Raw genomic sequence first — 23,891 nt, 5'->3', positions numbered from 1 at the left:
CCTCAGCCGGGTCGGCGCTCATCGGTCAGCGAAACGGACAGATCGGCCTCGAAACCGGTGCCCCCGACGCCGAACGTCCAGCTGCTCGGCGAATGGTGGCCGGCGGGGGTCATCCTCTGCACCTCCGTGCTCTCGGCGTCCGCCGCGGCGTGCAATTGCTCGGGTGCGACCCCCGGGGCGAGGTACGTCTCACCCGTGTGGAGGTAGAGCGAGAGTTCGCCGTCGGGCCCGCCGGGCACCGCCTGTACGTAGTACTGCTTGCGGAAGACGACGTTGTCGGAGAATCCGACCCCGAAGGCGTCCCGCTCGCCGACGTAGACGTCCAGTCGGAACACGAGGCTCTCGTCGCCCCCCGCCTCGGCCGGTTTGGCGGCGGCGTCCACCCAGCCTTCCCAGATCAACCGGTCCGGGCCCGCCCAGCCGGTCGGCGCGTCGCCCAACTGCTGCCGTCTCAGCTCCTCCGCCAGGTCGGGCAGTTCGTCCGTGAAGTCGTCCCGGTGGAAGGGGCCGTAGCAGTTCTCCGCTTCCTTGCTCTGGTGGAACAGCTCGAAGTCGACGAAGCGAGGCTTGATGCGCACTCCGAAATAGAACTCGCTCTTGCCGAAGATGTCATGGCCTCTTTTCACCTCCGCCCGGACCAGGCCGAGACGGACGAGGTGGGTGCCGTGGAAGAAACGCATGGCGATCTCGTACGCCTCTCGCGAGGTGACGAGGGAATCCCGGCCACCATGGCACTTGTGGACGAAGGTGCGCGGCGCTTCCGGGAGCTGCGCGGACGCCTGCTTGACCAGGCCGTCGCTGCGGTTGTACGCCAGGCTGCCCTCGCTGCCCAGGGTGGAGAGGCGGTTGCCCAGGCTTGCGAACTTGTTGCCGTACGTACGGAAGTCGGTGCCGACGACGGTGAGGATTCTCCGCCGCGGGAAGGGGATGTCCTGGGCGTCCCTGCGGTTCGGGTCGAAGGCGGCGATTTCGTCCCTGGCGGCGATCGGCAGGCTGTTGACCAGTTCTTCCGGAAGGTATTCGAAAGCGATTCCGTGGTGAGGCGTGCCCAGGGTGACGATACGGTGGATCCGGTCCTCGCCGTCCTTCCCCAGCTGTTTCAGCGCGGCACGAACCACCAGGCCACCCATGCTGTGGGCCACGATGTCGACGCCGGTGAATTCCTCTCCGGCCTGCTTCGCGCCTTCCTCGACGATGTCGATGAGTCGGACCAGTCCTTCCCCGAAGCGCTGGATCGTGCGCGGAAGGAGGTCGTAGTAGCGGTAGACCCACAGCGTGCCGGATACGCCGCGGCCGCGGGCGATCACCTTTTCCGCCATGGGAACGTCGATCACCACCGTGCCGGTCAGAAGGTGCTCGGGCCACGCCTGGAGGCCCTGCGGGGCGGGCATCTCCTGTTTGTAGTAGCCGACGACGTTGGTGGCGTCCCGATACGGATACCGCCCCGATTTGAGGCAGCGCAGTACGAAGCCCTCGTAGAGGTAGTTCTCACCCCGGCACTCGGGATAGACGGTGCCGTTGTTGAATCCCTGGTAGACGTCGCGCTGCTCGTCCTGCAGGTCCGGGCCTCCGAATCCGCGGATCAGGATCAGCGGGCGAGGATGGTTGGCCATGGAGAACACCCCTGGATGCGGTCGTGTCATGCGGGCATGGGCCGTTCGGCCGGGCACCACTGTGCGGACGGCCGCGCCCGAGCCCGCGCAGGATCGTTTCGACTGGCGTGTCCCGGGGAGGGGCCGCCCCCAGGCCGTGTGGTGAAAGTCCCGCCTGCCCGGCGGGCGGACGACGCTACTTTCACCACACGCCCTGGACCCCACCCGCCGCCCGCCGCTCCCGCAGGGCGGCCACCCTGCGGTACAGGGCCGCCGCCTCCGGGCCCCGGCCGAGTCGTTCCAGACAGTGGGCCTCGTCGCGCCGGGCGGCGAGGGTGTCGGGGTGGTCGGGGCCCAGGACGCGCTCCCGGATGGTGGCCGCGCGGCGGTACTCGGTCAGGGCGTCGGCCCAGCGGCCGAGCCAGCCGAGGCCGACGGCGACCTCGCGCCGGCTGACCAGAGTGTCTGGATGGTCGGGGCCGAGAACGCGCTCGCGGATCGCGCAGACGTCCCGGGACTCCGCGAGGGCCTCCTCCCAGCGGCCGAGGCGGCCGAGGTTGACGCCCAGACCGTGGCGGGCGCGGAGGGTCTCGGGGTGGGCCGGGCCGTGCAGGCGGGTGCGGTCTTCCACGAGGCCCCGGTAGAGCTCGAGCGCCTCCGCGCTGCGGCCGAGGCGGCCCATGCTGATGCCGGTCTCGAAGCGGGCGGCGAGGGTGTCGGGGTGGTCGGGGCCGAGGGCGCGGGCGCGGGCTTCGGCGACCTCGCGGTAGGTCAGCAGGGCTTCCGGCCAGCGGCCCAACTGACCCAGTGCGTAGGCCACTTCGTAGCGGGTGACGAGCGTGTCCGGGTGGTCCGCGCCCAGCACGCGGGCGCGGGCGGCGGCCACCTCGCACGCCATGCGGTACGACTCCTCCAGTCGGCCCAGCCGGCCGAGGTTGAAGGCGAGGTTGTGGCGGCAGCGCAGGGTGTCGGGGTGGTCGGGGCCCGCCGTGCGCTCCCGGGCTGCGAGGACCGAGGTGTACAGCTGATGGGCGTCGAAGTGCCGGCCCAGCCGGCCGAGCACGGAGGCCATCTCCTGGCGCGTGGCCAGGGTGTCCGGGTGGTCCCCGCCCAGGATCCGGGTACGGGCGGCGGCCACGTGCTGGTACTCGCGCAGGGCGTCGGCGGCCCGGCCGGTACGGCTGAGGGTGAAGGCGACCTCGTAGCGGCTGGCGAGGGTGTCGGGGTGCTCGGGGCCCAGCAGGTGGGCGCGTTCGGCGGCGACCGCGCGGTGCACCTGCCCGGCCTCGGCCCAGCGGCCGAGCCGCCCCAGGCTGAGGCCGGCGTCGTGCCGTCCGGCGAGTGCGCCGAGGGCCTGCGGGGACGGGGCGTCCGGTGCGGGCGGCGCGGGGACCTCGCCGAGGGCGGGGCGGGGAATCCATTCGCCGGTCAGGGCCGCCCCCGTGTCCGGCGGGGTCGGGCGCACGGCGGCGCCGGTCGCCTTGTGGCCGGTGGTCATGCCACGCGTCCAGTCGGGCAGCGGCGCCGGCCCGAGCCCTTCGGGTCGGGACGTGACGAGCGTCGGCACGTATGCCGGTGTCGTCCGCCCCGCGGTGATCCTGCGCCCCAGCTCGCGGGCGTCGTGGGGTCGTTGCTCCGGCCGTTTGGCGAGCAGGTCGAGGATGATCCGGTCGAGGTAGTCCGGCAGGTCGCCGCGCTGCTCACGGGCGGGCCGGGGCGGGGTGTCGCGATGGCCGACGAGGATCGCCCAGGGGTCGCCCAGGTCGAACGGCGGTGCCCCGGTGGCCAGTTCGTACAGGACGCAGCCCAGCGAGTACAGGTCGCTGCGCTGGTCGACCTCGTCGCCGCCGATCTGCTCCGGGGACATGTAGTGCGGGGTGCCCAGCGCGATGCCGGTGCCGGTGAGACGGGAGGTGAAGCCGATGTCGTGGCCGAGGCGGGCGATGCCGAAGTCGCAGATCTTCACGGTGCCGTCGGAGAGGCGCACGATGTTCGCCGGTTTCAGGTCGCGGTGCACGATGCCCTGGCGGTGGGTGTAGGCGAGAGCGGCGGCGACCTGGTCGGCGATCTCGACGAGGTCGGGGACGGGCAGTGGCCGGCGTGCGTTGTCGTCGAGCAGCTGGGACAGATTGCGGCCGTCCAGGAGCTCCATCACCAGGAAGAGGACGCCGTCGGACTCCCCGAAGTCATGGACGACGGTGATCCCCCGGTGCTGGAGGGCGGCGGCCACCCGAGCCTCGCGCCTGAACCGCTCGCGCAGCACCCGGGCGAAGGACGGATCGTGGTGCGGGCCGGGTGGCTTGAGGCACTTCACGGCGACCTGCCGCCCGAGGGACTCGTCGCGGGCGCGCCACACCTCGCCCATACCGCCGCGTCCCATCAGGCCCAGCAGCCGGTACCGGCCCTGGATCAGCCTGTTCTCCGCCATAGTGAACCGCCGCCCCCGTACTGTCCGGCCCCTCCCCGGTCGTCCAGTATGGCGGCCTATAGCGGGACTTTGTATGGTGCGGGGCGGGTGTCCGGGCCGAGTCTGGCTATGGCGCGCAGGACGTGCTTGGGCGGGAGTTGCCAGCGCAGACGCGCGGGGACGCAGCGCAGCAGGGTGCCCGTGGCGCGCAACTTCCGGGTGACGGTGGCGGGCCTCGGTGCCGGCCTGCCGTACAGCTCGTGGGCGTACGGCGGCAGGGAGGCGTACGCCAGGTGCGCCACGCGCCGCCACAGCAGGGCGCGCGCCGGGACGAGCAGGGGGTGCGTCGGCGGGCGGAGCAGGAAGTCGTCCACCTCGTGCGCCTCGTCTCCGGCCGCGAGTTCGGGCCGCACCTTCTCGAAGTAGGCGTGCATCTCCGCCTGGTTGCCGGGTACGGCGTCCGGGTCGAGCCCCACCAGGCGGGCACTGACCCGGTGTTCGGCGAGGTACCGGTCGGCGGCGGCGTCGGTGAGGGGATAGCCGGAGCGGCGCAGGACGTGCAGGTAGGAGTCGATCTCGGCGCAGTGCACCCACAGGAGCAGTTCGGGCTCGTCGACCGGGTACCGCTCGCCGGTGTCCGGGTCGGTCGCCGAGAGCATCCGGTGGATCCTGCGCACGCGCGCGCCGGCCTTCTCGGCGGCCTCGCTCGTGCCGTAGGTCGTGGTGCCGACGAAATCGGCGGTGCGCATGAGGCGGCCCCAGGCGTCACGCCGGAAGTCGGAGTTCTGCGTGACTCCGCGTACGGCACGCGGATGGAGGGCCTGGAGGTAGAGCGCCCGGATGCCGGCGACCCACATCATGGGGTCGCCGTGCAGCTGCCAGGTCACGGAGGAGGGAGTGAACAGCCCCGGATCGCCCGTCATACCGGCGGGTGTGACCTCAGCCACCAGGTGTCTCCGGCACATCGGTACGGATTCATCGGTCTTCCTGCCCTGCGCCGCAGAAGACACCCTCCTCAGGCAGCCCGCGACGGCACATCCTCGACTACGAGTCCCCGCGGATCCTTCCCGGAGCGCCGCTGGATCACTCCTCGAAGCAGGTCGGCGGTCTGCTGATGGCGATGGAGGGGACCGGTGCTCCAGGACAAGGGCGTCCCCGAGCCCCGGTGCGCGTGGGCGACGATCTCCCCCGCGATGGAGATGGCCGTCTCCCGACTGACGTCGGAAGCCCGGGCAAGCACCCGGGAGACGTCGTCCGGTCCGGGTGAGGGCTCAGGCCGTGGTCTCAGGTGACTTGTGGCCAGGCGCGCAGGAGGGTGGAGATCCTCGCGGCGGTGCAGGCGGGGTCCCGGAGGAGATCGCGCAGGGCGACGGCGTCCTCTCGGCTGGGCTTGACCGGGATTCCCGAGGCTTCCAGGTACATCACCCCTGTCGCGGCGGCCACCGCCATGTTCGAGCGCTCCAGCCACCGGCAGCGGCCGAGGACGTGGACCAGCGCGGCGGCGCGGGCGTAGGGGCCGTCGTAGACAGGCTGGTCCAGCAGTTCGGCCCGGTGGCAGGCGACGGCCGCCACCGGCACCCCGTAGTCGTCCGGTGCGGGATCTCCCGCACCGGCGAGTTCGGCGACCTGCAAGATCCAGGGGACATCGACGTAGAGATCCATCAGGCGGCGTGGGCTCCCGCCGAGCGCTGATCGGCGTCCTCGGCGTCGTCGAAGACGCTCTGGTGCTCGTCGAGGAATCGCCGCGCGGCGTCCAGGCCTCGCTGCCGCAGCCGGCTGGTGTCCTCGCGCACCAGGGCCCCGATGTAATCGCCCAGGCTCATACCGCGATCCTTCGCGCGGGCCTTCGCCAGTTCCACGATCTCGTCGTCGACGCGCGCACCCAGTTGTGTCTTCGCCATTCGCTGATGGTAACACTCGTTACCAGGCAGGGGGGCCGCGCCGAGGAAGCCCGCGGCCACCTGGGCCGGACATCGGGACCACGAGCAACGTCGGCGCCGTCGCCCCGAGGGGTCGCCCCCGGCCTCAGCGGCTCGGAGCACCGGGACGGCCCTTCGCAGTCGAGCGGCGCCATTCCCCCCTCTGCGGCAATCGCAATGTGACGGCGTCGCAGACCGCGCCGAGGGCGCGAATCCTGGATAGGTCATTCCGGCCACTGGATCTCAGATACCCCCTTCACCACCCCCGCACCCGGGAGCGGCGACCGGGCTGCCCGACTCGTCGCCGATTCAGAACGGCCAGAGCACACCATAAGTGGATAGGGCAATCCGATTGTTGGACCGGCTGTCAGGAACCCAGGCGCCCAGCACTCCGACGATCACGCCGCGCAACCTCTGCGCAGTGACGCCGAGCGCAACCGCGAGCGGATCTTCGCCGCCGCGCGCACGGTGTTCGCGCGGGACGGCCTGACCGCCTCCATGACCTCCGTGGGCCCGCGAGGCAGGGGTGGGCATCGCCACCCCATGTTCCGCCACTTCCCGCCCGTCGGCGGCCGGACCGATCGGTGGCAGTGAAAGCACTGCCCTACCTCCGGCCGCGGCGAGTGCAGGCTCTCGCAAGTCACCGCGTGACGCACGTCACATGCTCCGCGGGAAATAAGTGGACCGCCCGGCCCATTTACTTTGATCAATGAGAAGGAACAGTCGGCGCGCCCCCGAACGACGCGCCCCCGACTGGTCAGGAGGCTGCCGTGACCCAGTCCGTATCGCTCAAGGACGGCACATCCCCACAGCCGAGCCCGGCGCGGAAGAAGACGGATCACGTCATGCCGCTGTGGGAAGCGGACAGGACGCAGCGCCTGAGGAATGTGGCGCACGATGCCGGAGGGACCCGGTGAGCTGCCTCGCCGCCTGCGGTCTTCGCAGCCGCGGCTCCCGACGCGCACCGGTTCTCAGCCGGACGGAGCCGCCCGGCCGGCGCAACCCGCGGCGCGCGATGGCGGGACTGGCGGCGACCCTGCTCGTGTATTCCGGTCTCCTCGCCGTGTCCATCCGTGAGGAGCAATCCTTCGTCAAGGCCGGCTGGACGTCGTCCGCCGCCGACCGGATCCGCCCTTGGCGGACCGCCGCAGCGGAGAGCGGAGTGACGCTCGTGCACACTGCGGCACAGGCACTGACCTGGATCCTTGCCCTCACCCCATTGCCCCTGGCGGTGCTGAGCCTGCTCTGGCTGGCCCGGCGGGATCAGCGGGTCTACCTGCGCCTCGCCATCGCCTTGTGGTTGTCCGGCACGGCCGGGCTCGGCGTCTTCGCCGTGGTGCAGGGATGGCCGGTGCGCGAGGCGTCCCTGCTCGGTGACTACCTGGCGCTGCCGGGTGTGCGGGCGGGCTGGTACGTGCTGATCGCGTTGGCGGTGATCGCCACCACCTCGAAGACCTGGCCACGGGCGGCCGTGGTGCTGCTCGCACTGCTCGCGGCAGCGGCGCGGGCGTCGACCGGGGGCAGCCTCTGGAACGCGGCGCTGCCGGCCGTGGTCGTACCCCTTCTGGCGTGGTCCGCCGCAGGGCACCTCCCGCACGAGAACGGGAAGCATTCACGTGCGGGCGCGAACGCCTTGGCCGTCGGGGATTCGCGGGGACGGCTGCTGTCGTTCCGGCCCCCCACCCAGACGCCGGAGCCGAGGGACACCCCGGAAGCCACCCCGCTGCGGCAGGCGGGCTGACAGGCATGGACGTCAGCACTCTGATCGAGGCGGCCGGATGGTGGTCGTACATCGTGGTGTTCGCCGTGACGGCCGGCGAGACCGGCGCCTTCATCGGTGTGCTGCTGCCCGGTGAGACCGTCATCCTCGTCGCGTCCGCGATCGCGGGCCGAGGCGATCTGAACCCTGTGCTCCTCACCGCCCTCGTGGTGACCGGTGGCATGACCGGCGACGGTCTCGGCTACGCCCTGGGCCATTGGTACGGACGACGCCCGCACGCCCGGCCGACCCGCTGGGTACGGCCCGGCAGCCGGATCGGTCAGGCCAACGACTTCCTGACGCGTCATGGCGGGGCGGCTGTCGTCACGGGCCGGTTCATCGGGTTCGTACGGACCTTCCTGCCCTTCGCCGCCGGAGCGTCCGGCATGCCGTACCGCCGTTTCTTCCTCTTCAGCACGGTCGCCTCGCTGATCTGGGGGATCGGCAACGTGCTTCTCGGCTACTTTGCCGGCGCCGCCGCCACCGGTTTCCTGCACGCGGCCGGACTGATCGGCGCGGCCGTGCTCGTCGCCCTGGCTGTGGCGCTGACCGGTCTCATGTGGCTGCTCAGGCGTCGCCGCGGCGGCGCGCGGGCGTCGTCCGCCGTGGTGGCCTCCGGCGCGGCCGTGCGGCGTCGTCGGCAGGAACCGATCCACCTCATCACCTCTTCGAAGGAGTAGTGGCCCATGGGATTCGAGGGCGCGGATCTGGCGGTCGTGCCGCTGGACGCAGAACAAGCGAGGGGCGCGGCCGTCACGGGAGCGAAGGCCGCCAATCTGGCGCGTGCCGCCGTGGCGGGGCTGCCCGTGCTGCCGGGGTTCGTGCTGGTGCCCGCCGACCGGGCACCGGTGGGGGCCGCCGGGGAGGACGCGGTGCGCTCCGCGTGGCGGGCACTGGCAGGCCCCGAGGAGCGGGCGTTGGTCGTGCGTTCCTCCTCCGCGCACGAGGACACCGAGGACTCCTCCATGGCGGGGCGGTTCGAGTCGGTGCTGGATGTGCGGGGCTGGGAGGAGTTCACCATCGCGGTGCAGATCGTCCTCGACTCGGCCGGACGAGTCAGGCCGCTGCGCCCGCCGGAGGAGATCCCGGACGGTGACGGAATGGCGGTGCTGGTGCAGCCGATGCTCGAAGCCGCCGTCGGCGGCGTGATGTTCGGCGCCGACCCGGTCGAGGGCCGCACCGACCGGATCCTCGTCAGCGCGGTGCCCGGCGGGCCGCATCAGCTCGTCGACGGCAGCACGCAGGGTGTGCGTTATCAACTGACCCGCCTCGCCCGCCTGGTGCGCACCGACCCGGCCGAAGCACGCGGCCACCGGCTCCTGTCCCACCGACAGCGAGTGAGGCTGGTGGATCTGGCCAAGAAGACCGAGCGGGCGTTCGGCGCACCCCAGGACATGGAGTTCGGTTTCGACACCGACGGAAAGCTGTGGCTGTTCCAGGCCCGGCCCATCACCGCGATGACGACCCGGCCGCCGCGCGGAGCGCGCCTGTTGGGCCCCGGTCCGGTCGCCGAGACCCTGCCCGGTGTGCTCCAGCCGCTGGAGGCGGACCTGTGGGTGGCCCCGATGTCCCACGGCCTCACCCTCGCCCTCGACATCGCCGGCGCCGCGCCCCGGCGGCAGCTGCGCAAGCTGCCGGCGGTGAGCACCGTGGAGGGACGGGCAGCCGCTGATCTGCGGCTGCTGGGCGCCATCCCGTCCGCCCACCCGGTCCTGGACTTCGTCAACCCGGCACCGGGGGCCCGCCGGGCGGGCGCGGCCTGGCGGATCGGGCGGCTGCGTTCCGCGCTGCCGCTGCTGGCCGTCGACCTGATGGCGGACGTGGACCGGCAACTGGCCGACTTCCCACCACCCAGGGAGATGCTGAGCGGCCAGCTGCTGGACGCCATCGCCTGGGGCCGGCACGTCCTGTCGTCCCTGCACGCCCAGGAGTCCCTGGCAGGCGCGCTGCTCGGCGCGGGCACCGGCGCCACCGCGGCGGGCGAAGCACTCGCGGAACTGACGGAAGGCCGCAGGCGGGGCCTGAACGACGAGCAGCTCCTGGAACGTCACCCGGTTCTGCTGGCCCTGCTGCCCCCTTCGCTCGGCGATCGCCCGCCGCTGCCTGAGCAGACCGGGTGGACCACGGCACCGCGCGGTGTGGGCACGCTGCCCGTACGGGAGGGGCTGCGGCTGCGCATCCGCTGGGTGCAGGAAATGCAGGCGCAGATGGTGCGCGAACTCGCACAGCGCGTCGACGCCGGTGAGTGCGGGTTCGGGGCCTCCCGTCTGGTGCTGCTGCGCTGGGAGGAGCTGGTCGCGGCAGCGGACGGCAAGGGGTTGCCGGCCGATATCGCCGAGCGGCGGCCCCGCGAGGACACCGGTGCGCTGCCCGCCGCCTTCCGCCTGGCCGACGGCCACCCCGTGGCCCAACTCCCGTCCGGACACCGGGCCTCGGGCGAGGGCCAGGGGGCCGGCGGCGGCTTCGGCACCGGAACGGCCTGGGACGGCCACGGCCACCGCCCCGAGCACCCCGTGCTCGTGGTCCGCTCCCTCGACCCCGCCCTGGCCCCACTGCTGCCGGGCCTGGCCGGGCTCGTCGCGGAAACCGGCAGTGCCCTGTCCCACCTCGCCGTGCTGGCCCGCGAATACCGGGTGCCCACCGCGGTCGGCGTACCAGCAGCCGTCGACCGCTTCCCCTCCGGAACGCCACTGACCGTGGACGGCGGGACAGGAGAAGTGACCGTGGGCGACACCGTCGGCGCGGCACCGGAACCTGCTTCGACACGTGAGGAGTCGGCGGCATGAAGGTCATCAGGCTGGTCGGCTACACCTTCGGCGGCCTGTCGGCCGTCTACGCCGGCTCCTACACCGTGCTCTACCTGACCCGCTGGGAATGGCAGCGGGCTCTGATCTCCGCCGCCCTGCTCATCGTCGTCGAGGTCTTCCTCGCCACCGTCCTGCTGCTCTCCCGCCTGACCCGCCTGGAAGGTCGCTTGGAGCAGTCCGACGCCCGCATCGAGGAGGTGCGCAAGCGGCTCGAACAGAGCCGTGAGCCGGTGCCGAACCGCTTCAACTGGCTTGCCTCCGTCGACCGGACGGAGCTGAACGGCACCCATCGCACGTTCGTCTTCGTCCCCGTCCTCATGGTGGCCGGCGCGGTCCTGTCCGGGATCGCCATGGTCATCCAGAAAGTGGCCGGAGCCACCGCACGGCCAGGCGCCGAGCGCCGACTGGCCGGACGCCTGGCGGCGCTGACCGCCCCGCCGCTCACCGCGACCCCTCCCTTGGAGAGCCGCCCGGCCGTACCGCCGACCCGCACCGGCCGCAAGGCGCTCGCCGTCGCGGCGGCCGTCGGCGGCCTGCTCCTGGTGCCCGTGGTGTGGTCCGCCCTGGCGGACGCGACCCAGACCCGGGCCGAGCAGCCACCCGACGCGGCCAGCACGACCATGGTCTTCCGCGTCGAGACCTACGGCGACCGGAGCGACCGGGCCGTCCAGCTCGCCGCGCAGGATCTGTGGGAGACCTGCCGCCGCTCCACCGCGGCCGCGAACGACAACGCCACGCTGAACCGTATGACCGACGGCGTCTACACCGGCGTCATCCGACCCGCCCTGCCCTCGCACGACATACTGCGCCTGCGCGGCTGCCTGCAGGACGCCAACACCAACCGCACCACCGCCGTCGTCCTGGGCGAAGGCCAGGCCAGGAAGGCGCCGTGAGTGGGGAGGTCCGTGGGAGGTCGGCGCCTTGGCGAGCGCCTTCTCCAGGTTGTCGTCCACGAGGCCCGGCGAGCGGGAGACGCCGCACAAACGGTGTGCTCCTGCTTGCCCGCGTTGACGGCCGGGAACGTGACCGCCAGCCGGCCCAGGAACGCCGGGGTCACTTCGGGCGTCGGGGAGTTCCCCGTGGGCGGCGGGGCGGCTTCGTGGCGAGGAGTTCGCTGCACGGCGACCGCGATGTCGGCCCGCTCGGCGGAATGACCTACCTGGGCCCAGGCGTCGCGGTAGGCGTGCCCGTAGCGCGCCCAGTGCTCGGGGGTGCCGCCGAGGACTCCGAGGAACATCGGCAGCCCCAACTAGACGGAGGGTTCCTTGCGGCGGGCGTGGGTGATCGCGGCCAGCACCATCACCACGGCCAGGCCGGTCGCGGCCAGCGGGGTCAGCACAGGGGCGATGTCAGTCGCAGCGGGCAGGATCAGTCCCAGGGCTGCGGCGAACTCCACGATGCCGATAAAGCGAACGGTGGACTGGGAGAAGTCGGCCGTCCAGGGCAGCCGGCCGGCCAGCTTCTCCCTGGGCTGGGTGGACTTCATGACGCCGGCCGTGGCGAACATGGCGGCCAGCACGGCCTGGACTATCCACAAGAAGACGTTCACGTACGGATCCCTTACGGGGAGGGGGACGAGGTGGGGAGGGCGCGGATGCCCCACCCGGGAGCGGGGTGGGAGGGCCGGTCAGGCGTTGAAGACGGCCTCGGAGCGGTCGCGGTTTTCGTGCAGCTCCCAGTACAGAGGGGCGATCTCCTCGGCCGTGGCCGTCGGGAAGCCTTCCGGGCCGCCGTCGCCGATCCAGACGTTGATGGCCACGTGGGCGGCGTGCACCCCGCTGTCGGCCAGCTCCTTGTTCAGGTTGATGACCCAGTTGCGCAGGGCCGCGCCGGCCGCGTTGACGTTGCCGAGCATGGGGATGGGATCCACCGAACCACCGCCGGTGGTGAACAGCAGGGTGCCGGCACCCGCCTCGCGCATCGCGGGCAGCACCGTGCGGGCGGCGGCGACGGCACCGTAGAAGACGTACTCGATCTGCGGCTGCAGATTGCCCACCGTGGCCTCCGACGGCGCGGCCAGGGTGACGCCGGGCACCGGGGAGTGCGGGGCCGGCGAGTACTCCAGTACGTCGATGCCGCCGAAGCGGGCCTTTGCGACGTCCAGGGCCTCGGTCAGTGAGTCGCGATCCAGCACGTCGGCGGGGAACGCGGCGGCCGTGATGTCTTCCTGGCCGAGCTGGTCGACCAGCGTCTGAAGCTTCTCCTTGGTGCGGGAGATCAGGGCGACGTCGAAGCCGCGGCTGCCGAAGGTGCGGGCGATGGCCAGGCCCATACCGGGGCCGGCGCCGACGATGGCGATAGTGGGCACGGTGTTTCTCTTCCGTTGGACGTGTGTCAGCAGCAGGAGACCGCGATCTTGCCCGGGGTGCTGGCGCCGAAGGCGGCGAACGCCTCCGAGGCCTGCTCCAGCGGGTAGGTGGCCGTGACGGGCACGCGCAGCGCGCCAGAGGCGACCTGTTCGGCCAGCGAGGTCAGGGTCCTCGGGCCGGGGGTGGCCATGATCGTGTGGACGGTGACGTCCTGCCCCTTGACGTCGTCCTGGGTCAGGCCGGTGGCGGAGGCGAGCTGTCCGCCCGGCCGCAGCAGAGCGGCCAGCTGGGCGCCGTCGCCCGCCAGGTGCAGTACGGCGTCCACACCCTCCGGGGCGATCGCGCGGACCTGCTCCTGAAGGTCACCGGTGAAGTCGACCACGCGCACCTCCGCACCAGTCAGGCCGGTGACGAAATCGCTCTGCGCGCCGGGGCGGGCGGTCGCGATCACCTTCGCGCCACGGGCGGCGGCGAGCTGCACCGCCAGCGAACCCACCCCGCCGGAGGCTCCGGAGATCAGCACCGTCTCACCCTCGGCCAGGGCCACCGCGTCCAGACTCACCTGGGCGGTTGCCCCGGCCACGCCCAGCGCGCCCGCGTCCCCCGACGTCACGCCCGCGGGGATGCGGGCGACGCCGTGTCCGGCGGCCACGGTGACGTACTGGGCCAGCGACCCGGCGCCCAGGTACGGCTTCAGCACGACACCGAAGACCGCGTCGCCGACCGCGAAGCCCTCCACGCCCTCGCCGAGCCCCTCGACGGTGCCCGCGAAGTCCTGGCCGAGGACCAGCGGGAACCGGTGCTCCATGAACGCCTGCGTGTAACCGGCGGCGGTGGCCAGGTCGATGCCGTTCAGCGAGGCGGCGGACACTTTGACCAGCAATTCCCCGGCCGCCGGGTGAGGAGTGTCCACCTCTGTCACGGCCGGGGTCGAGGGAACGGATTCGAGCGCGACAGCGCGCATGACAACACCTTCCGACTAAGTGGACCGATCGGCCCACTTCCACTGGCCGCCCACCGTACAACAGAAACGGCCCGCCCGTTCCACTTGGGTAGAGTGGTCGCATGACCTCGCCGCCTTACGACCAGACGCCGCGTCCGCAGGCCGGCACGGGGCTGCGCGCCGATGCCGAACGCAACCGCTGCCGCATCCTGGCCGCCGCCCGCCGCCTCTACGCCACCGAAGGACTCGGCGTGTCTATGACATCGGTTGCCCGTGAGGCAGGCGTCGGCAAAGCGACGCTCGCCCGGCGCTTCGCCAGCCGGGAGGAACTCGTCAACGCGGTCTTCGCCGACCGCATGGACGCCTACGCCGACGCCGTCACCGAGGCGCTCGCCGACCCCGACCCCTGGCACGGCTTCACCGGCTACCTCCACGCCGTCTGCGCCATGCAAGCCGCCGACCGCGGCTTCGCCGACGTCCTGACCATGACCTTCCCCGCCGCCAAAGCGCTGGAGGCCCGCCGCGCCGAGTCGTACGGCCGGCTGCTCGAACTCATCACCCGCGCCAAGGACACCGGGCACCTGCGCGAGGACTTCACCCACCAGGACGTCGTCATCCTGCTCATCGCCAACGCCGGAGTCGTCACCGCCACCGGCGATGCCGCCCCCGACACCTGGCGCCGCCTCGTCGCTCACATGATCCGCTCCTACGCCGCGCCCGGCGCACCGATCCCCCCGCTGCCCGAAGCACCGGCGCCCACCGCTCTCTACCGCGCCATGGTCCGCCTCTCACAATCGGGCCCGGGCACCGCCTAGATGATCTGTTCCAAGGGGTCAGTGGCCGTGGGCAGTGTGGGCCGGTCACCTCTCCCCTTGATCTCAACCGTGCTTGAGGTAGCACCATCGTCCGCATGAACACGGATTCCACGGCGTACGCCGCAGACATCGAAGCCGTCAAGCAGGTCGTTGCCACCGTCGAGCACTCCCAGCAGCACAAGGACCCCGACGAATTCCTCGCCCTCTTCCACCCCGACGCGGTCTGGACGACGGCCCACGGCAAGGTCCTCATCGGCCTCGAAGCGATCTCGGAGTTCACCCGGAAGGTGCTCCCCGCGGCCAGCTGGGACGGCAAGGTCAGCTACGAGGTAATCCACGTGCTCTTCATCCGCCCGGACGTCGCGGCGGTCAAGGTTCGCCAGCGCTACCTGTCCCCGGGCGACGAGAGCGAGGGTGCTCCGCTGTACGTGATGACCAAGCAGGACGACGGCCGCTGGCTGCTGACCGCGTGCCAGAACACGGAGGTGTTCACCGACTGATCTCTTCGGACGGACTGGCCGCACACACAAGGCCAGGGCGTCCAACGTCAGTGCGTGAAGGCAGAGTTGGACACCCTCGTGACCGCCCTCCATGCGAAAGCCGATGACCTGCTGAGGCGCCCCCGCATCCGGCACCGTGGCTGCCGACCGTGGGGATCGCCCCGCGGCTCACCGACGCCGTTCTGGTCACGGCGATGATGCAGGCGCTCGGCTTCACCTCGCAGGCCACGTGGCTCCCACGCCCGATCGCACTTGCGACATCTCTTCCCGTACCTTCCCAAGCAGCCCGGCTACGACAAACTGGACCCAGCGCCCTACCACGGCACACAGCGCACCGCGGGCTTTCCCGCGATTCTCGCGTGACCCGCCGTCCGCCCGGGAATACTCGTCCCGCACGGCGGGAGACCTCTCCCCGCCCCGGCGTCCGTCGCGGCGGCCGCCCGGCGCCGTGCCGACGCGGAACACGGACACGGGGGGATCACAGTGGGGAACCTTGGGCTGGCCGAGACCATTGCCGCCTTGCGGGAGGAACTGGCCGAAGCCGTCGCCGCCGGCTCTGACGCGGACTTCCGCTTCGGTGTCGGCGAGGTGCAGCTGGAGCTGAGCGTCGGGGTGACACACCAGGCGACGGGCACGGGCCGCGCCAAGTTCTGGGTGCTGGAACTCGGTGGCGACGGCCAGTACCGCAGGGAGGAGATCCAACGGGTCTTGATCACGCTGGAGGCGCCGACCGACCGCACGGGACGGCCAGTGCTCGTCACGCGCGACTCCCTCGCCAAGCCCTGACCCGGACACCTGGACGACCGAGGTGACCGCCCCCATCGAGCGCGCGGTGGAAGTTCTCCGCAGACGCCGGACGGGTCCCTGGAGCGTGGGCTCCGGGTGCCTCGTCGGCGGCCGGCTGGTCCTCACCGCCGCGCACAACGTCCTCACCGACGGCTCCGTGGACGACGTTATCAGCGTACGGCGCGGGGACCGGTTCGAACTGGCGGCGGAGGTCCTCGCCGCGGACCCCGCACAGGACCTCGCCGTCCTGCGGGTCGCCGACCACCCCTCCCTCACGGACCTGCCCGCCGTCCGGTACGCCCGCATCGACCGCGGACGGACCGCGCTGGTCGAGTGCTGGGCCATGGGCTACCCCGGCTGGAACGAGCACCCGCAGTCCGGCACCGACGTGCCCCTGCGCGACAGCTCCCAGATCAACGGAGTCATCCCACCGGGCTCCCATCTGCGGCGCGGCCTGCTGGAGTTCCGGACCCAGTCGACGCCCGAAGGGACGGCCGGCAGGAACGGCTCACAGTGGCGCGGCATGTCCGGGGCGGTCGTATTCAGCGACGACCCCCAGCTGGGCGCGCTGGCCGTGGGCGTCGTCAGCGAGCACCACCTCCCCGAAGGATCGTCCACCCTGACCGTGGTACCCCTGACGGGACTGATCGAGCTGGGGCGGGGGGCACCGTGGTGGTGGGACCTGCGGGCGGACAACTGGGTCGCCCTGCCGCGCATCCCAGCCGGCGCCCTGCCGCGCACCACCCGACACATGAACCTGGGCAGGGCCCGCGCCAACTTCACCGACCGCGAGCGGGCCATCGTGAGGGCGACCGGCTTGCTCGTCGACCAACTCGAGGACAGCGCCCCGGTGGTGATCCTCCACGGCATGGCGGGTGTCGGCAAGACCGAACTCGCCACCCAGATCGCCCACCGCCTGGCGCCCACCTTCTGGCACGCCCGCATTCGGATCGATCTCGGCGGCGAGGGCTTCGACGTGTCGGCCGAGGCGGCCATGATCGAGCTCCTGCAGGCGTTCGGGCTGTCCGGCGACAACCTTCCCCCCGACGCGCGGGCGCGGCGGCAGCGGCTCCAGGACCATCTGCGAGCCGGTCCGAGCCTCCTCGTCCTCGACAACGTGGCCGATGCGGCCCGCGTCGTCCCCCTGCTGCCCGCGGCACCGGGCAGCGCCGCGATCCTCACCAGCCGCTCTGCCATGCCCTCCGTCCAGGGCGCGGACCGGGTGGAGGTCGAACCGCTGCCCGACACGGAGGCGCTGCGGCTCTTCGAACGCATCATCGGCGCCGAGCGCGTCGCCCGCGAACGCGACGCCGCGGACACCATCGTTACCCTCCTGGGAGGACTGCCTCTGGCCATCTGCATCACCGGAGGGAACCTCATCGCCCCCTCCCAGCGCAGACGGCCATTGAGCGAGCACGCCGGACTGCTCGCCGACGAACGGCGGCGCATCTCGCAGCTGGAGGGCCAACTGGACGGCGAGGACATCGGAGTACGTAGCAGCTTCGAGATCAGCTACCGGGCACTGCGCGACGACACCCGCCAACTGTTCCGGTACCTCGGCCTGCTCGCCGGAGCCGACTTCGTGCCCGCACTGGCCGCGCGCTGCGCCGACATCGGGGAGGAGAAAGCCGGACGTCTCCTCGGCGAGCTCGCCGACCGACAACTGGTGGAGGTCGACGGTCCCACCGGCGAGCGCTACCGGCTGCACGACCTGCTGCGGCTGTACGCCCGGGAGCACGCCGAGCGCGCCGAACCGGAGGCCGAGCGGCACCAGGCCTTCCGGCGCTCCGCGGACTGGTACGCGACCCGGCTGGACACCTGGATGAGCCGCCCGGGAGCCCACGAGAACCTGCCCACCGAGGCGATCGACTGGTTCGCGGAGGAACACCTCAACGTCCAGGCCAATATCCGCCGTGCGTACGAGAGCCACGAGTGGGAGCTGCTGCTGCGTCTGGTGGAGCCGCTGTACGGGCTCCTCTTCTACCGCAGCCAGTGGGAGGAGATGGAGGCCGTCAAGGCCATGGCGGTCGAGGCGGCCCGGATGCGGCACGACGAGTCCGCCGAGCTGGGGTCGCTCATCCATCTAGCCGAGGCACGGCGCATCCTGGGGCGCCGTGAGGAGACGACCGGGCTGTACGAGCGCGCGCTGGAGATCGCCCGCGCGCGGGGCGACGAGGACAAGGAGGGCTGGATCCTGACCCACTTCGGCGACCTCCAGTGCGACCTGGAGCGTCCCGGCGACGCACTGCGCCGGTACACCGAAGCCCGGGCCATCTACCGGCAGCGGGGCGACAAGGGCGCCGAGATCTGGCTCTCCGCTCACATGGCCGACGCCTACCGCCAGCTGGACCGACCAGAGGAGGCGGCACGCCTGCTGACGGACGCCCTTGAGGCGAGCCGGCGCCGCGGCGACCCCGCCGAGATCGTCTGGTGCCAGTGGCATCTGGCCCTGGCGTACGACCAGATGGGCCGGTACGCCGAGGCCGAGGAGACCCTCGCGCCGGCCACCGAGTTCCACCGGCACCGCGGCGACCAGGCAGGCCTGGCGACGATGCTGACGATCCTGGGAGACATCCACTTCCACGCCAGCCGGCCTGCCCTCGCCCGGGAGGCATACGGCGAGGCGCTGGAGCTGGTCCGCTCCCTCGACATCCCGCGGAGGGTGGCAGAACTCGAGGCGGCTCTGGAGCGTGCCTCCGGATGAGGCGGCCCGACGCCTGGAGCCCCTGCGAACTGTTCTGGATCGAACTCCCGAAGGGCCGCGTTCGTCCATGACGCCCGGAGCCCACGCCATTCCGCACCGTCAGGCCATGCCCAGTCCAGGGGGCTTCGGCGCCCCATTCCGCATGTTCTGACAGCGGCACTCACCGATATCGCGTGGGCGCGGGTGGCCGGCCACTCGTCCCCGGTGAGCTGGTGCATGGCCAGGATGCGGGCCAGGTCGACTCCGTGAGCGTGGCGAGGCGGCGTAGCGGTGGTGGCCGCCGTGGTGCACGCCCTGCGCGCCGACAGCGTGCAGGGCCTCCTCCAGCCATGCCCGGCCTGGCTCGCCCGGGTCACGGGGGCGGGCGCCGAGAGCGATCAGGCGCCGCTCGACCCCGCCGCTGCCGCGCTCGCTGTTGCGGACGTTGGACATCGCGCGGTCGGTAGCGCGCGAGTTCCAGGAATCTGGGCGGCCCTTGACCGCGCACCTGCGCGCAAGCCGCGGTTTCGCTGTCCTGTCGGAACGGGTTCCGGATCCTACGGCCGCGCTTCGCGGCCGGCCTGGGAACGGTTCGGCTGGCGATTCCCGCGGCCAACGGCCGGAGGGGTGCGCAGCCGTAGGCGCTCGCCCTGGGGCCCGAACATGATCAGGTACTCAACAGGCCCGCCGGAGCCGGCGTTCACCACCCCATGCGGGATGCGGGTGTCGAACTCGGCGACGTCCCCGGCAGTCAGGACGAGGTCTTGGTCACCGAGCGCGAGCCACAGCCGCCCGTACAGGACGCACAGCCACTCGTAGCCCTCGTGGGAGACCTGCCGCGGCCGGGCGGGCGGACCCTCGACAGCGGGCAGGACGTGCTTGTGGGCGTGCAGGCCGCCGACATACCGGGTCAACGGCAGCACCGCCTTGTCATCCCCGGAGCTCAGCGGCGCCCGCCTCCGCAGCTCGGCCGCGGGGGCGGGCGCGGTGCCGGCCAGCTCGTCGAGGGAGACGCCGTACTCCTTCGACAGTTGCAGCAGCACCTCCAGGGTGGGCTTGCGGCGACCCGTCTCGATCCGGGACAGCGTGCTGGTCGAGATGCCGGTCGCGTAACTGACACCGGCGAGCGTCGCGCCCTGGTGCTCGCGCGCGGCCCGCAACCGGGGCCCCATCGCGGCCAGCGTGCCCTCCAAGTCGTCGACTGCCACCCTTCCCGCTCCTTCTTGCCGTGCCGCTCCACCGCTCTGTCCTGCAAGTTTGCCAAGTGGGCAAGTCTGATCGCGTCGGGCGGGTGCCGCGACGCATGATCGATGCGTAGCCGCGTCCGCCCGCGAACCGAGGAGAAGCCCATGCAGCCCGAGCCGACCGCCGAGCTCCGCCACCGCACCGTCGAGGCCCCGGCCGGGCGCCTGCACCTGGTCGAGCAGGGCACCGGCCCGCTGGTCCTGCTCGTGCACGGCTTCCCCGAGTCCTGGTACTCCTGGCGCCGCCAGCTCCCGGCCCTCGCCGCGGCCGGCCACCGGGCGGTGGCGATCGATGTGCGCGGCTACGGCCGCTCCTCCAAGCCGGAGGCGACCGACGCCTACCGGATGCTCGACCTGGTGGAGGACAACGTCGCCGTCGTGCGCGCCCTCGGCGAGGAGAACGCGGTGGTCGTCGGGCACGACTGGGGCTCCAACATCGCCTCCGCCTCCGCCCTTCTCTACCCTGAGGTCTTCCGCGCCGTCGCCCTGCTGAGCGTGCCCTACGCGCCGCCCGGCGGCCCGCGCCCGACCGACATCTTCGGCCAGATCGGCGGCCCCGAGCAGGAGTTCTACGTCTCCTACTTCCAGAAGCCCGGCCGCGCCGAGGCCGAGATCGAGCCCGACGTCCGGGGCTGGCTCGCGGGCTTCTACGCGGCCCTGTCCGCCGACACCATGCCCGCCCAGGGCGAGCCCGACCCGCACTTCGTCGCCCGCGCCGGCGGCCGGCTGCGTGACCGCTTCCCGACGGGGGCCCTCCCGGCCTGGCTGAGCGAGGACGACCTCGACGTCTACGCCGGGGAGTTCGAGCGCACAGGGATCACCGGCGCGCTCAACCGCTACCGCAACATGGACCGAGACTGGGAAGACCTCGCTCCGCACCGCGGAGCCCCGATCAAGCAGTCGTCCCTGTTCATCGGCGGAGCCCTGGACGCCTCCACCACCTGGATGTCCGACGCCATCGACGCCTACCCCACCACCCTCCCCGGCCTGTCGGCCTCCCACCTCCTGGACGCCTGCGGCCACTGGATCCAGCAGGAGTGCCCCGACGAGGTCAACCACCTGCTGACCGACTGGCTCGCCGCTCTCCAGGGCTGAACCATCCTGGGCAGCTCGGCGGTTCGTTCGGGGTGGCCAGCGGCCTGTTGGTGCAGTGCCGGCGGCGGGTGTTGAGCGGGTCAGCCACGCGCGCACCGTAATTCTGCAAGTGTCGGCTTCGCCGTAGGCGCGGGTGCCCGAGAGGGTCTCTCGTTACAGGGACACGTGGAGCTCTCACAGGCCGCGTTGTCCGCGGTGGCACCGACCGCACCCATCGCCCCTGGCACGTGGAGGCGCGGCAGGACCGCGGTGAGGCAATCGCCCCTCACCACTCCGTTGTGCCACCACGCTGCTTTCAGCGGCGGCCGCGACCGTCAGGCGTGCCTCCGACAATCAGTTCCGCGAGTTCGGCCGGGCGTGTCAGGAACGGCGAGTGGTCCGTGGGCCACTCAATGACCTCGGATGCGTGCGCTGCCGTCTTGCGCTGCGAAACCGGCGGCAGAGCCTGGTCGTTCGTGCACACGAGGTAAGTGCTCGGAATCGAGCGCCACGCAGCTTCGGCGTCCGAGACGATGGGGTCCTCCAGCGGCATGGGACGCAGGCGCGAGACCCAGGCGGTGGCCGCCTGCGCGTCGGCGTCGCCGTAAAACACGGCGGCGGCCGCCTGCGGATCCACCCTCACCCCCCGTTCGTCGATGAGGAGTGACGCGCCGAGGAGACTGCTGTGGGTCGGCACGTCCTCTTCGCGCGGATCGCCGAGAAACGCCGCGACATAGACGAGCCGGGCCACAGGAAGGCCGGTCGCAGCCTGGGTGATCACCCGCCCACCGTAGGAGTGCCCGACGACGATCGCGTCACTTCCCGCGGCCTGGATCGCTGAGCGGGCTGCGGCAACATCCTCGGCATAGCCCGTCAGTGGCAGTTCGACGGCTGTCGCCTGGACACCGCGATGCTGCAACTCGGCGACGACGCCGTCCCAGCACCAAGCTCCGTGCCATGCTCCATGGATCAGTACAACCTGTGTCACTGTGCAACTCGTTCCGTCTCGGGGCCGACGAGGCCATCTGGTACGGCTCAACCGACAAGCTGACTTGGAGCCCCGGTCCGCTGGACGCACGGCCAGGGCGATCGACCAGGCGGGCGCGCGTCGACCGCACAGGGGCGGGCATCGGAGTCGGCTCGCCACCTGCGCGGCATGCCTGGGGACCGTGCCAATCCCTCGTCCGGCACTCAACCGCATGGTGGGCCACCACCACTCGGAAAACTTGGCTGCGACCGCCCACGATGAGGTCTCCTCCCCCACCGTCCAGCACGTCACCTGCGCACAGACGAAAACTGGTGGCGGTCGATCCACTCGAACATCAACTCAAGTACCTGGGGCATCTTGGAAGCGGCGCAGTGTCCGGTGTCCGGAAGCAAGTGGACTTCCGTGTCCCGGCGGCCATCGAAGACCAGGGTGTCCTGCTGTGGAACATGGACGTCACCGGCACCATTGATGACCAGCATGGGCACGTTCGCGTCGAGGTTGAGCAGCGGGCGCAGATCGAACGGGGGCCAGATCCGGGCCAGTTGCGCATCATTCGGTTCATGGTCGAATCCCAACGCATTACCGACGCTGCCTTCCATGCCATACGCGAAGGTCCGATCCTGGGCGAATGCCGCTTCGATGGGACCGCCGATGACGATCGCCGCGTCGACATCCCCCGCCAGGCCCGAGCAGGCCGAGAAGTGACCGCCCATCGATATGCCCAGATGCAGGACGCGCCCATTGCCCAGCGCCCGCGCCTCAATGGCCAGGGCGCGCACCAGGTCAGCGCCGTCCTCCGAGTCCATGGGGCCGGCACATTCACCCGTGCCGGGAATGTCGAAGGCCAGCACGCCCATACGGGTTCGCAGGGCGACCGCCTCGAAGAGCCCGTGGAGATCCATTTTCCAGGTGTCCACTCCACCGCTGGCGAGCAGGACGGGGGTATCGCCTGACCAGCCCGGCGGAGTGAGAAAGTGCACGGGTACGGCAGTGACCCCCTCGCCGCAGGGCACCTGGACGGCCCGGCGCTCAAACCCGACCTCGAAACCGGGAGCGGCAAGCAGGTATTGCTCGAGCTGCCGCTCCAGCGCCGTGCGCTTGGCGTCGTCGGCCAGCGTGGGAAACTTCGCCCATCCGTAGGCCAGCGCCGCAAGGTGATGCTGACCAAGCTCCGCATATCCGGCGGCCAGTCGTGACCACTCGTACACCCAGCCGCCCGGCTCGTCGAGCCACATGTCAGTGACCGCCGATCGGACGGTGTCGACGTCCGCGATGGGCAAACCGTTGTTCACCATCTGCCAGTACCGCTCGACGAACAGGTCCTCGGGGGCGACCTTCCACCGGTAAGGCATGCGGAAACCTACTTCCCAAACAGCGCTGATACAGGATTTTTGCTTTGGATGCCGCAGGGAGCACACCACCGGCCCTGTTGGGACCACGACCGAAACGTCACCGCGGTACTCCTCGGGTTTTCCGGCATCGGGGTGCAGCAGATGTGCACCGTGCTCATCGGAGGCCTGGTGGTCACCTGCGGCATGCTCAGCGGCGCCAAGGGGCTCACCGTCATGCAGGTAATCGCCGCTGCCGTCACGCTCGCGGCCATGATCTTCGCGTTGCTGGCCGTGCTCCGCCTCTTCCACGGAGATGTCGGCGCCCTGCTCACCGCCGCGGACGCGCACAGCACCCGTCCCGGCCGCTATCTGAGTACCGGTGGCCTCTTCAACGTCGGACCAACACCACGTCTGGACTTCGCCGCGGGTCAGGTCATGACCGTCCTCGGCGGCGTCTGCATGCCTCACGTCCCGACTTCGCCTGGTTCGACCACAGCACCCCGGTTCTGGTCTCCGTCCCGGCCACCTTCCTACTGGGATGGGCGGGCAGCCTCGTGGGGGGCCGTCGAACCGGACGCACTGGTGGGCCGCCACGTGGAGCTCGCATTGCGTTCGGGTATCACGGTCGGCATGGCGACGATGCTCCTCTGCCTGACGGCACAGGGATCCGCTCAGACGGGCGAGTCGCTGAGCCGAGTGCGGGCATGCGATGGCCGACGGGGAGCCGTAGCACC

Annotated in this window: 20 protein-coding genes and 1 pseudogene; 10 read left to right on the top strand and 11 right to left on the bottom strand. The window is 71.3% G+C overall.

Features of this window, described 5'->3' with window-relative positions; genetic code table 11:
• Positions 1-2: 2 nt before the first annotated feature.
• The 5 genes from ACIBVL_RS24325 to ACIBVL_RS24305 form a co-directional block, all read right to left on the bottom strand.
• Positions 3-1,613 (bottom strand): lipase family alpha/beta hydrolase, encoded by a 1,611-nt coding sequence (locus ACIBVL_RS24325; RefSeq protein ID WP_399099679.1) that lies wholly within the window; start codon positions 1,611-1,613, stop codon positions 3-5.
• 181 nt (positions 1,614-1,794) lie between these two features.
• Entirely contained in the window at positions 1,795-4,020 is a 2,226-nt protein-coding gene (locus ACIBVL_RS24320; RefSeq protein WP_399099678.1) for a tetratricopeptide repeat protein, read from the bottom strand.
• Positions 4,021-4,076: 56 nt separating this feature from the next.
• Positions 4,077-4,922, bottom strand: coding sequence for an oxygenase MpaB family protein (locus ACIBVL_RS24315; RefSeq protein ID WP_399100385.1), 846 nt, complete (start codon positions 4,920-4,922; stop codon positions 4,077-4,079).
• Positions 4,923-5,283: 361 nt separating this feature from the next.
• Positions 5,284-5,661, bottom strand: coding sequence for a fic family toxin-antitoxin system, toxin component (locus ACIBVL_RS24310; RefSeq protein ID WP_399099676.1), 378 nt, complete (start codon positions 5,659-5,661; stop codon positions 5,284-5,286).
• Positions 5,661-5,900, bottom strand: a complete 240-nt coding sequence (locus ACIBVL_RS24305) for a hypothetical protein (RefSeq protein WP_399099674.1) — start codon at positions 5,898-5,900, stop codon at positions 5,661-5,663. The genes ACIBVL_RS24310 and ACIBVL_RS24305 overlap by 1 nt, the downstream gene beginning before the upstream one ends.
• Before the next feature lie 432 nt (positions 5,901-6,332).
• On the opposite strand from ACIBVL_RS24305, the pseudogene ACIBVL_RS24300 reads away from it, so the two are divergent.
• From ACIBVL_RS24300 to ACIBVL_RS24280, 5 genes and pseudogenes are all read left to right on the top strand, one after another.
• A pseudogene (locus tag ACIBVL_RS24300) lies at positions 6,333-6,479 on the top strand (TetR family transcriptional regulator); the annotation flags it as partial.
• A gap of 454 nt (positions 6,480-6,933) precedes the next feature.
• On the top strand, positions 6,934-7,659 hold the full coding sequence (locus ACIBVL_RS24295; protein WP_399099672.1) for a hypothetical protein: 726 nt from the start codon (positions 6,934-6,936) through the stop codon (positions 7,657-7,659).
• Positions 7,660-7,664: 5 nt separating this feature from the next.
• A complete protein-coding gene (locus tag ACIBVL_RS24290; protein WP_399099670.1) occupies positions 7,665-8,357 on the top strand; it encodes a DedA family protein in 693 nt (230 codons plus the stop codon).
• 6 nt (positions 8,358-8,363) lie between these two features.
• The gene (locus ACIBVL_RS24285) at positions 8,364-10,463 is read left to right on the top strand and encodes a PEP/pyruvate-binding domain-containing protein (protein WP_399099668.1); all 2,100 of its coding nucleotides are present in this window, start codon (positions 8,364-8,366) and stop codon (positions 10,461-10,463) included.
• Positions 10,460-11,377: a hypothetical protein gene (locus ACIBVL_RS24280; RefSeq protein WP_399099666.1), complete on the top strand. Its 918-nt coding sequence runs from the start codon at positions 10,460-10,462 to the stop codon at positions 11,375-11,377. The genes ACIBVL_RS24285 and ACIBVL_RS24280 overlap by 4 nt, the downstream gene beginning before the upstream one ends.
• Before the next feature lie 356 nt (positions 11,378-11,733).
• On the opposite strand, the gene ACIBVL_RS24275 is transcribed toward ACIBVL_RS24280, so the two are convergent.
• The 3 genes from ACIBVL_RS24275 to ACIBVL_RS24265 form a co-directional block, all read right to left on the bottom strand.
• On the bottom strand, positions 11,734-12,033 hold the full coding sequence (locus ACIBVL_RS24275) for a DoxX family protein (RefSeq protein ID WP_399099664.1): 300 nt from the start codon (positions 12,031-12,033) through the stop codon (positions 11,734-11,736).
• Positions 12,034-12,111: 78 nt separating this feature from the next.
• Complete coding sequence (locus tag ACIBVL_RS24270) at positions 12,112-12,792, bottom strand: SDR family NAD(P)-dependent oxidoreductase (RefSeq protein WP_399099662.1); 681 nt, start codon at positions 12,790-12,792, stop codon at positions 12,112-12,114.
• A gap of 26 nt (positions 12,793-12,818) precedes the next feature.
• Complete coding sequence (locus ACIBVL_RS24265; protein WP_399099660.1) at positions 12,819-13,757, bottom strand: NADP-dependent oxidoreductase; 939 nt, start codon at positions 13,755-13,757, stop codon at positions 12,819-12,821.
• A 101-nt stretch (positions 13,758-13,858) separates the two neighbouring features.
• Between ACIBVL_RS24265 and ACIBVL_RS24260 the strand changes: the two genes are divergently transcribed.
• The 4 genes from ACIBVL_RS24260 (at position 13,859) to ACIBVL_RS24245 (ending at position 18,541) form a co-directional block, all read left to right on the top strand.
• A complete protein-coding gene (locus ACIBVL_RS24260) occupies positions 13,859-14,551 on the top strand; it encodes a TetR/AcrR family transcriptional regulator (protein ID WP_399099658.1) in 693 nt (230 codons plus the stop codon).
• A gap of 95 nt (positions 14,552-14,646) precedes the next feature.
• The gene (locus ACIBVL_RS24255) at positions 14,647-15,051 is read left to right on the top strand and encodes an SgcJ/EcaC family oxidoreductase (RefSeq protein ID WP_399099656.1); all 405 of its coding nucleotides are present in this window, start codon (positions 14,647-14,649) and stop codon (positions 15,049-15,051) included.
• Positions 15,052-15,534: 483 nt separating this feature from the next.
• Positions 15,535-15,837 carry a trypco2 family protein gene (locus ACIBVL_RS24250; RefSeq protein WP_399099654.1) on the top strand — a complete coding sequence of 101 codons (303 nt, stop codon included), beginning with the start codon at positions 15,535-15,537 and terminating at the stop codon, positions 15,835-15,837.
• A 22-nt stretch (positions 15,838-15,859) separates the two neighbouring features.
• Complete coding sequence (locus ACIBVL_RS24245; protein ID WP_399099652.1) at positions 15,860-18,541, top strand: tetratricopeptide repeat protein; 2,682 nt, start codon at positions 15,860-15,862, stop codon at positions 18,539-18,541.
• 536 nt (positions 18,542-19,077) lie between these two features.
• Here ACIBVL_RS24245 and ACIBVL_RS24240 read toward each other — a convergent pair.
• Positions 19,078-19,728: a helix-turn-helix domain-containing protein gene (locus ACIBVL_RS24240; protein WP_399099650.1), complete on the bottom strand. Its 651-nt coding sequence runs from the start codon at positions 19,726-19,728 to the stop codon at positions 19,078-19,080.
• 141 nt (positions 19,729-19,869) lie between these two features.
• Here ACIBVL_RS24240 and ACIBVL_RS24235 point away from each other — a divergent pair, with 141 nt between their 5' ends.
• Entirely contained in the window at positions 19,870-20,859 is a 990-nt protein-coding gene (locus tag ACIBVL_RS24235) for an alpha/beta fold hydrolase (protein ID WP_399099648.1), read from the top strand.
• Positions 20,860-21,154: 295 nt separating this feature from the next.
• Here the strand turns inward: ACIBVL_RS24235 and ACIBVL_RS24230 are convergent, their stop codons facing one another.
• Together ACIBVL_RS24230 and ACIBVL_RS24225 are read right to left on the bottom strand one after the other, a co-directional pair.
• A complete protein-coding gene (locus ACIBVL_RS24230; RefSeq protein WP_399099646.1) occupies positions 21,155-21,826 on the bottom strand; it encodes an alpha/beta hydrolase in 672 nt (223 codons plus the stop codon).
• A 287-nt stretch (positions 21,827-22,113) separates the two neighbouring features.
• Entirely contained in the window at positions 22,114-23,625 is a 1,512-nt protein-coding gene (locus ACIBVL_RS24225) for an alpha/beta hydrolase (RefSeq protein WP_399099644.1), read from the bottom strand.
• Positions 23,626-23,891 lie beyond the last annotated feature (266 nt).

Source organism: Streptomyces sp. NPDC049687 (assembly GCF_044465285.1).
GTDB lineage: Bacteria > Actinomycetota > Actinomycetes > Streptomycetales > Streptomycetaceae > Streptomyces.
This window is presented reverse-complemented; position numbering and strand designations above follow the sequence as displayed.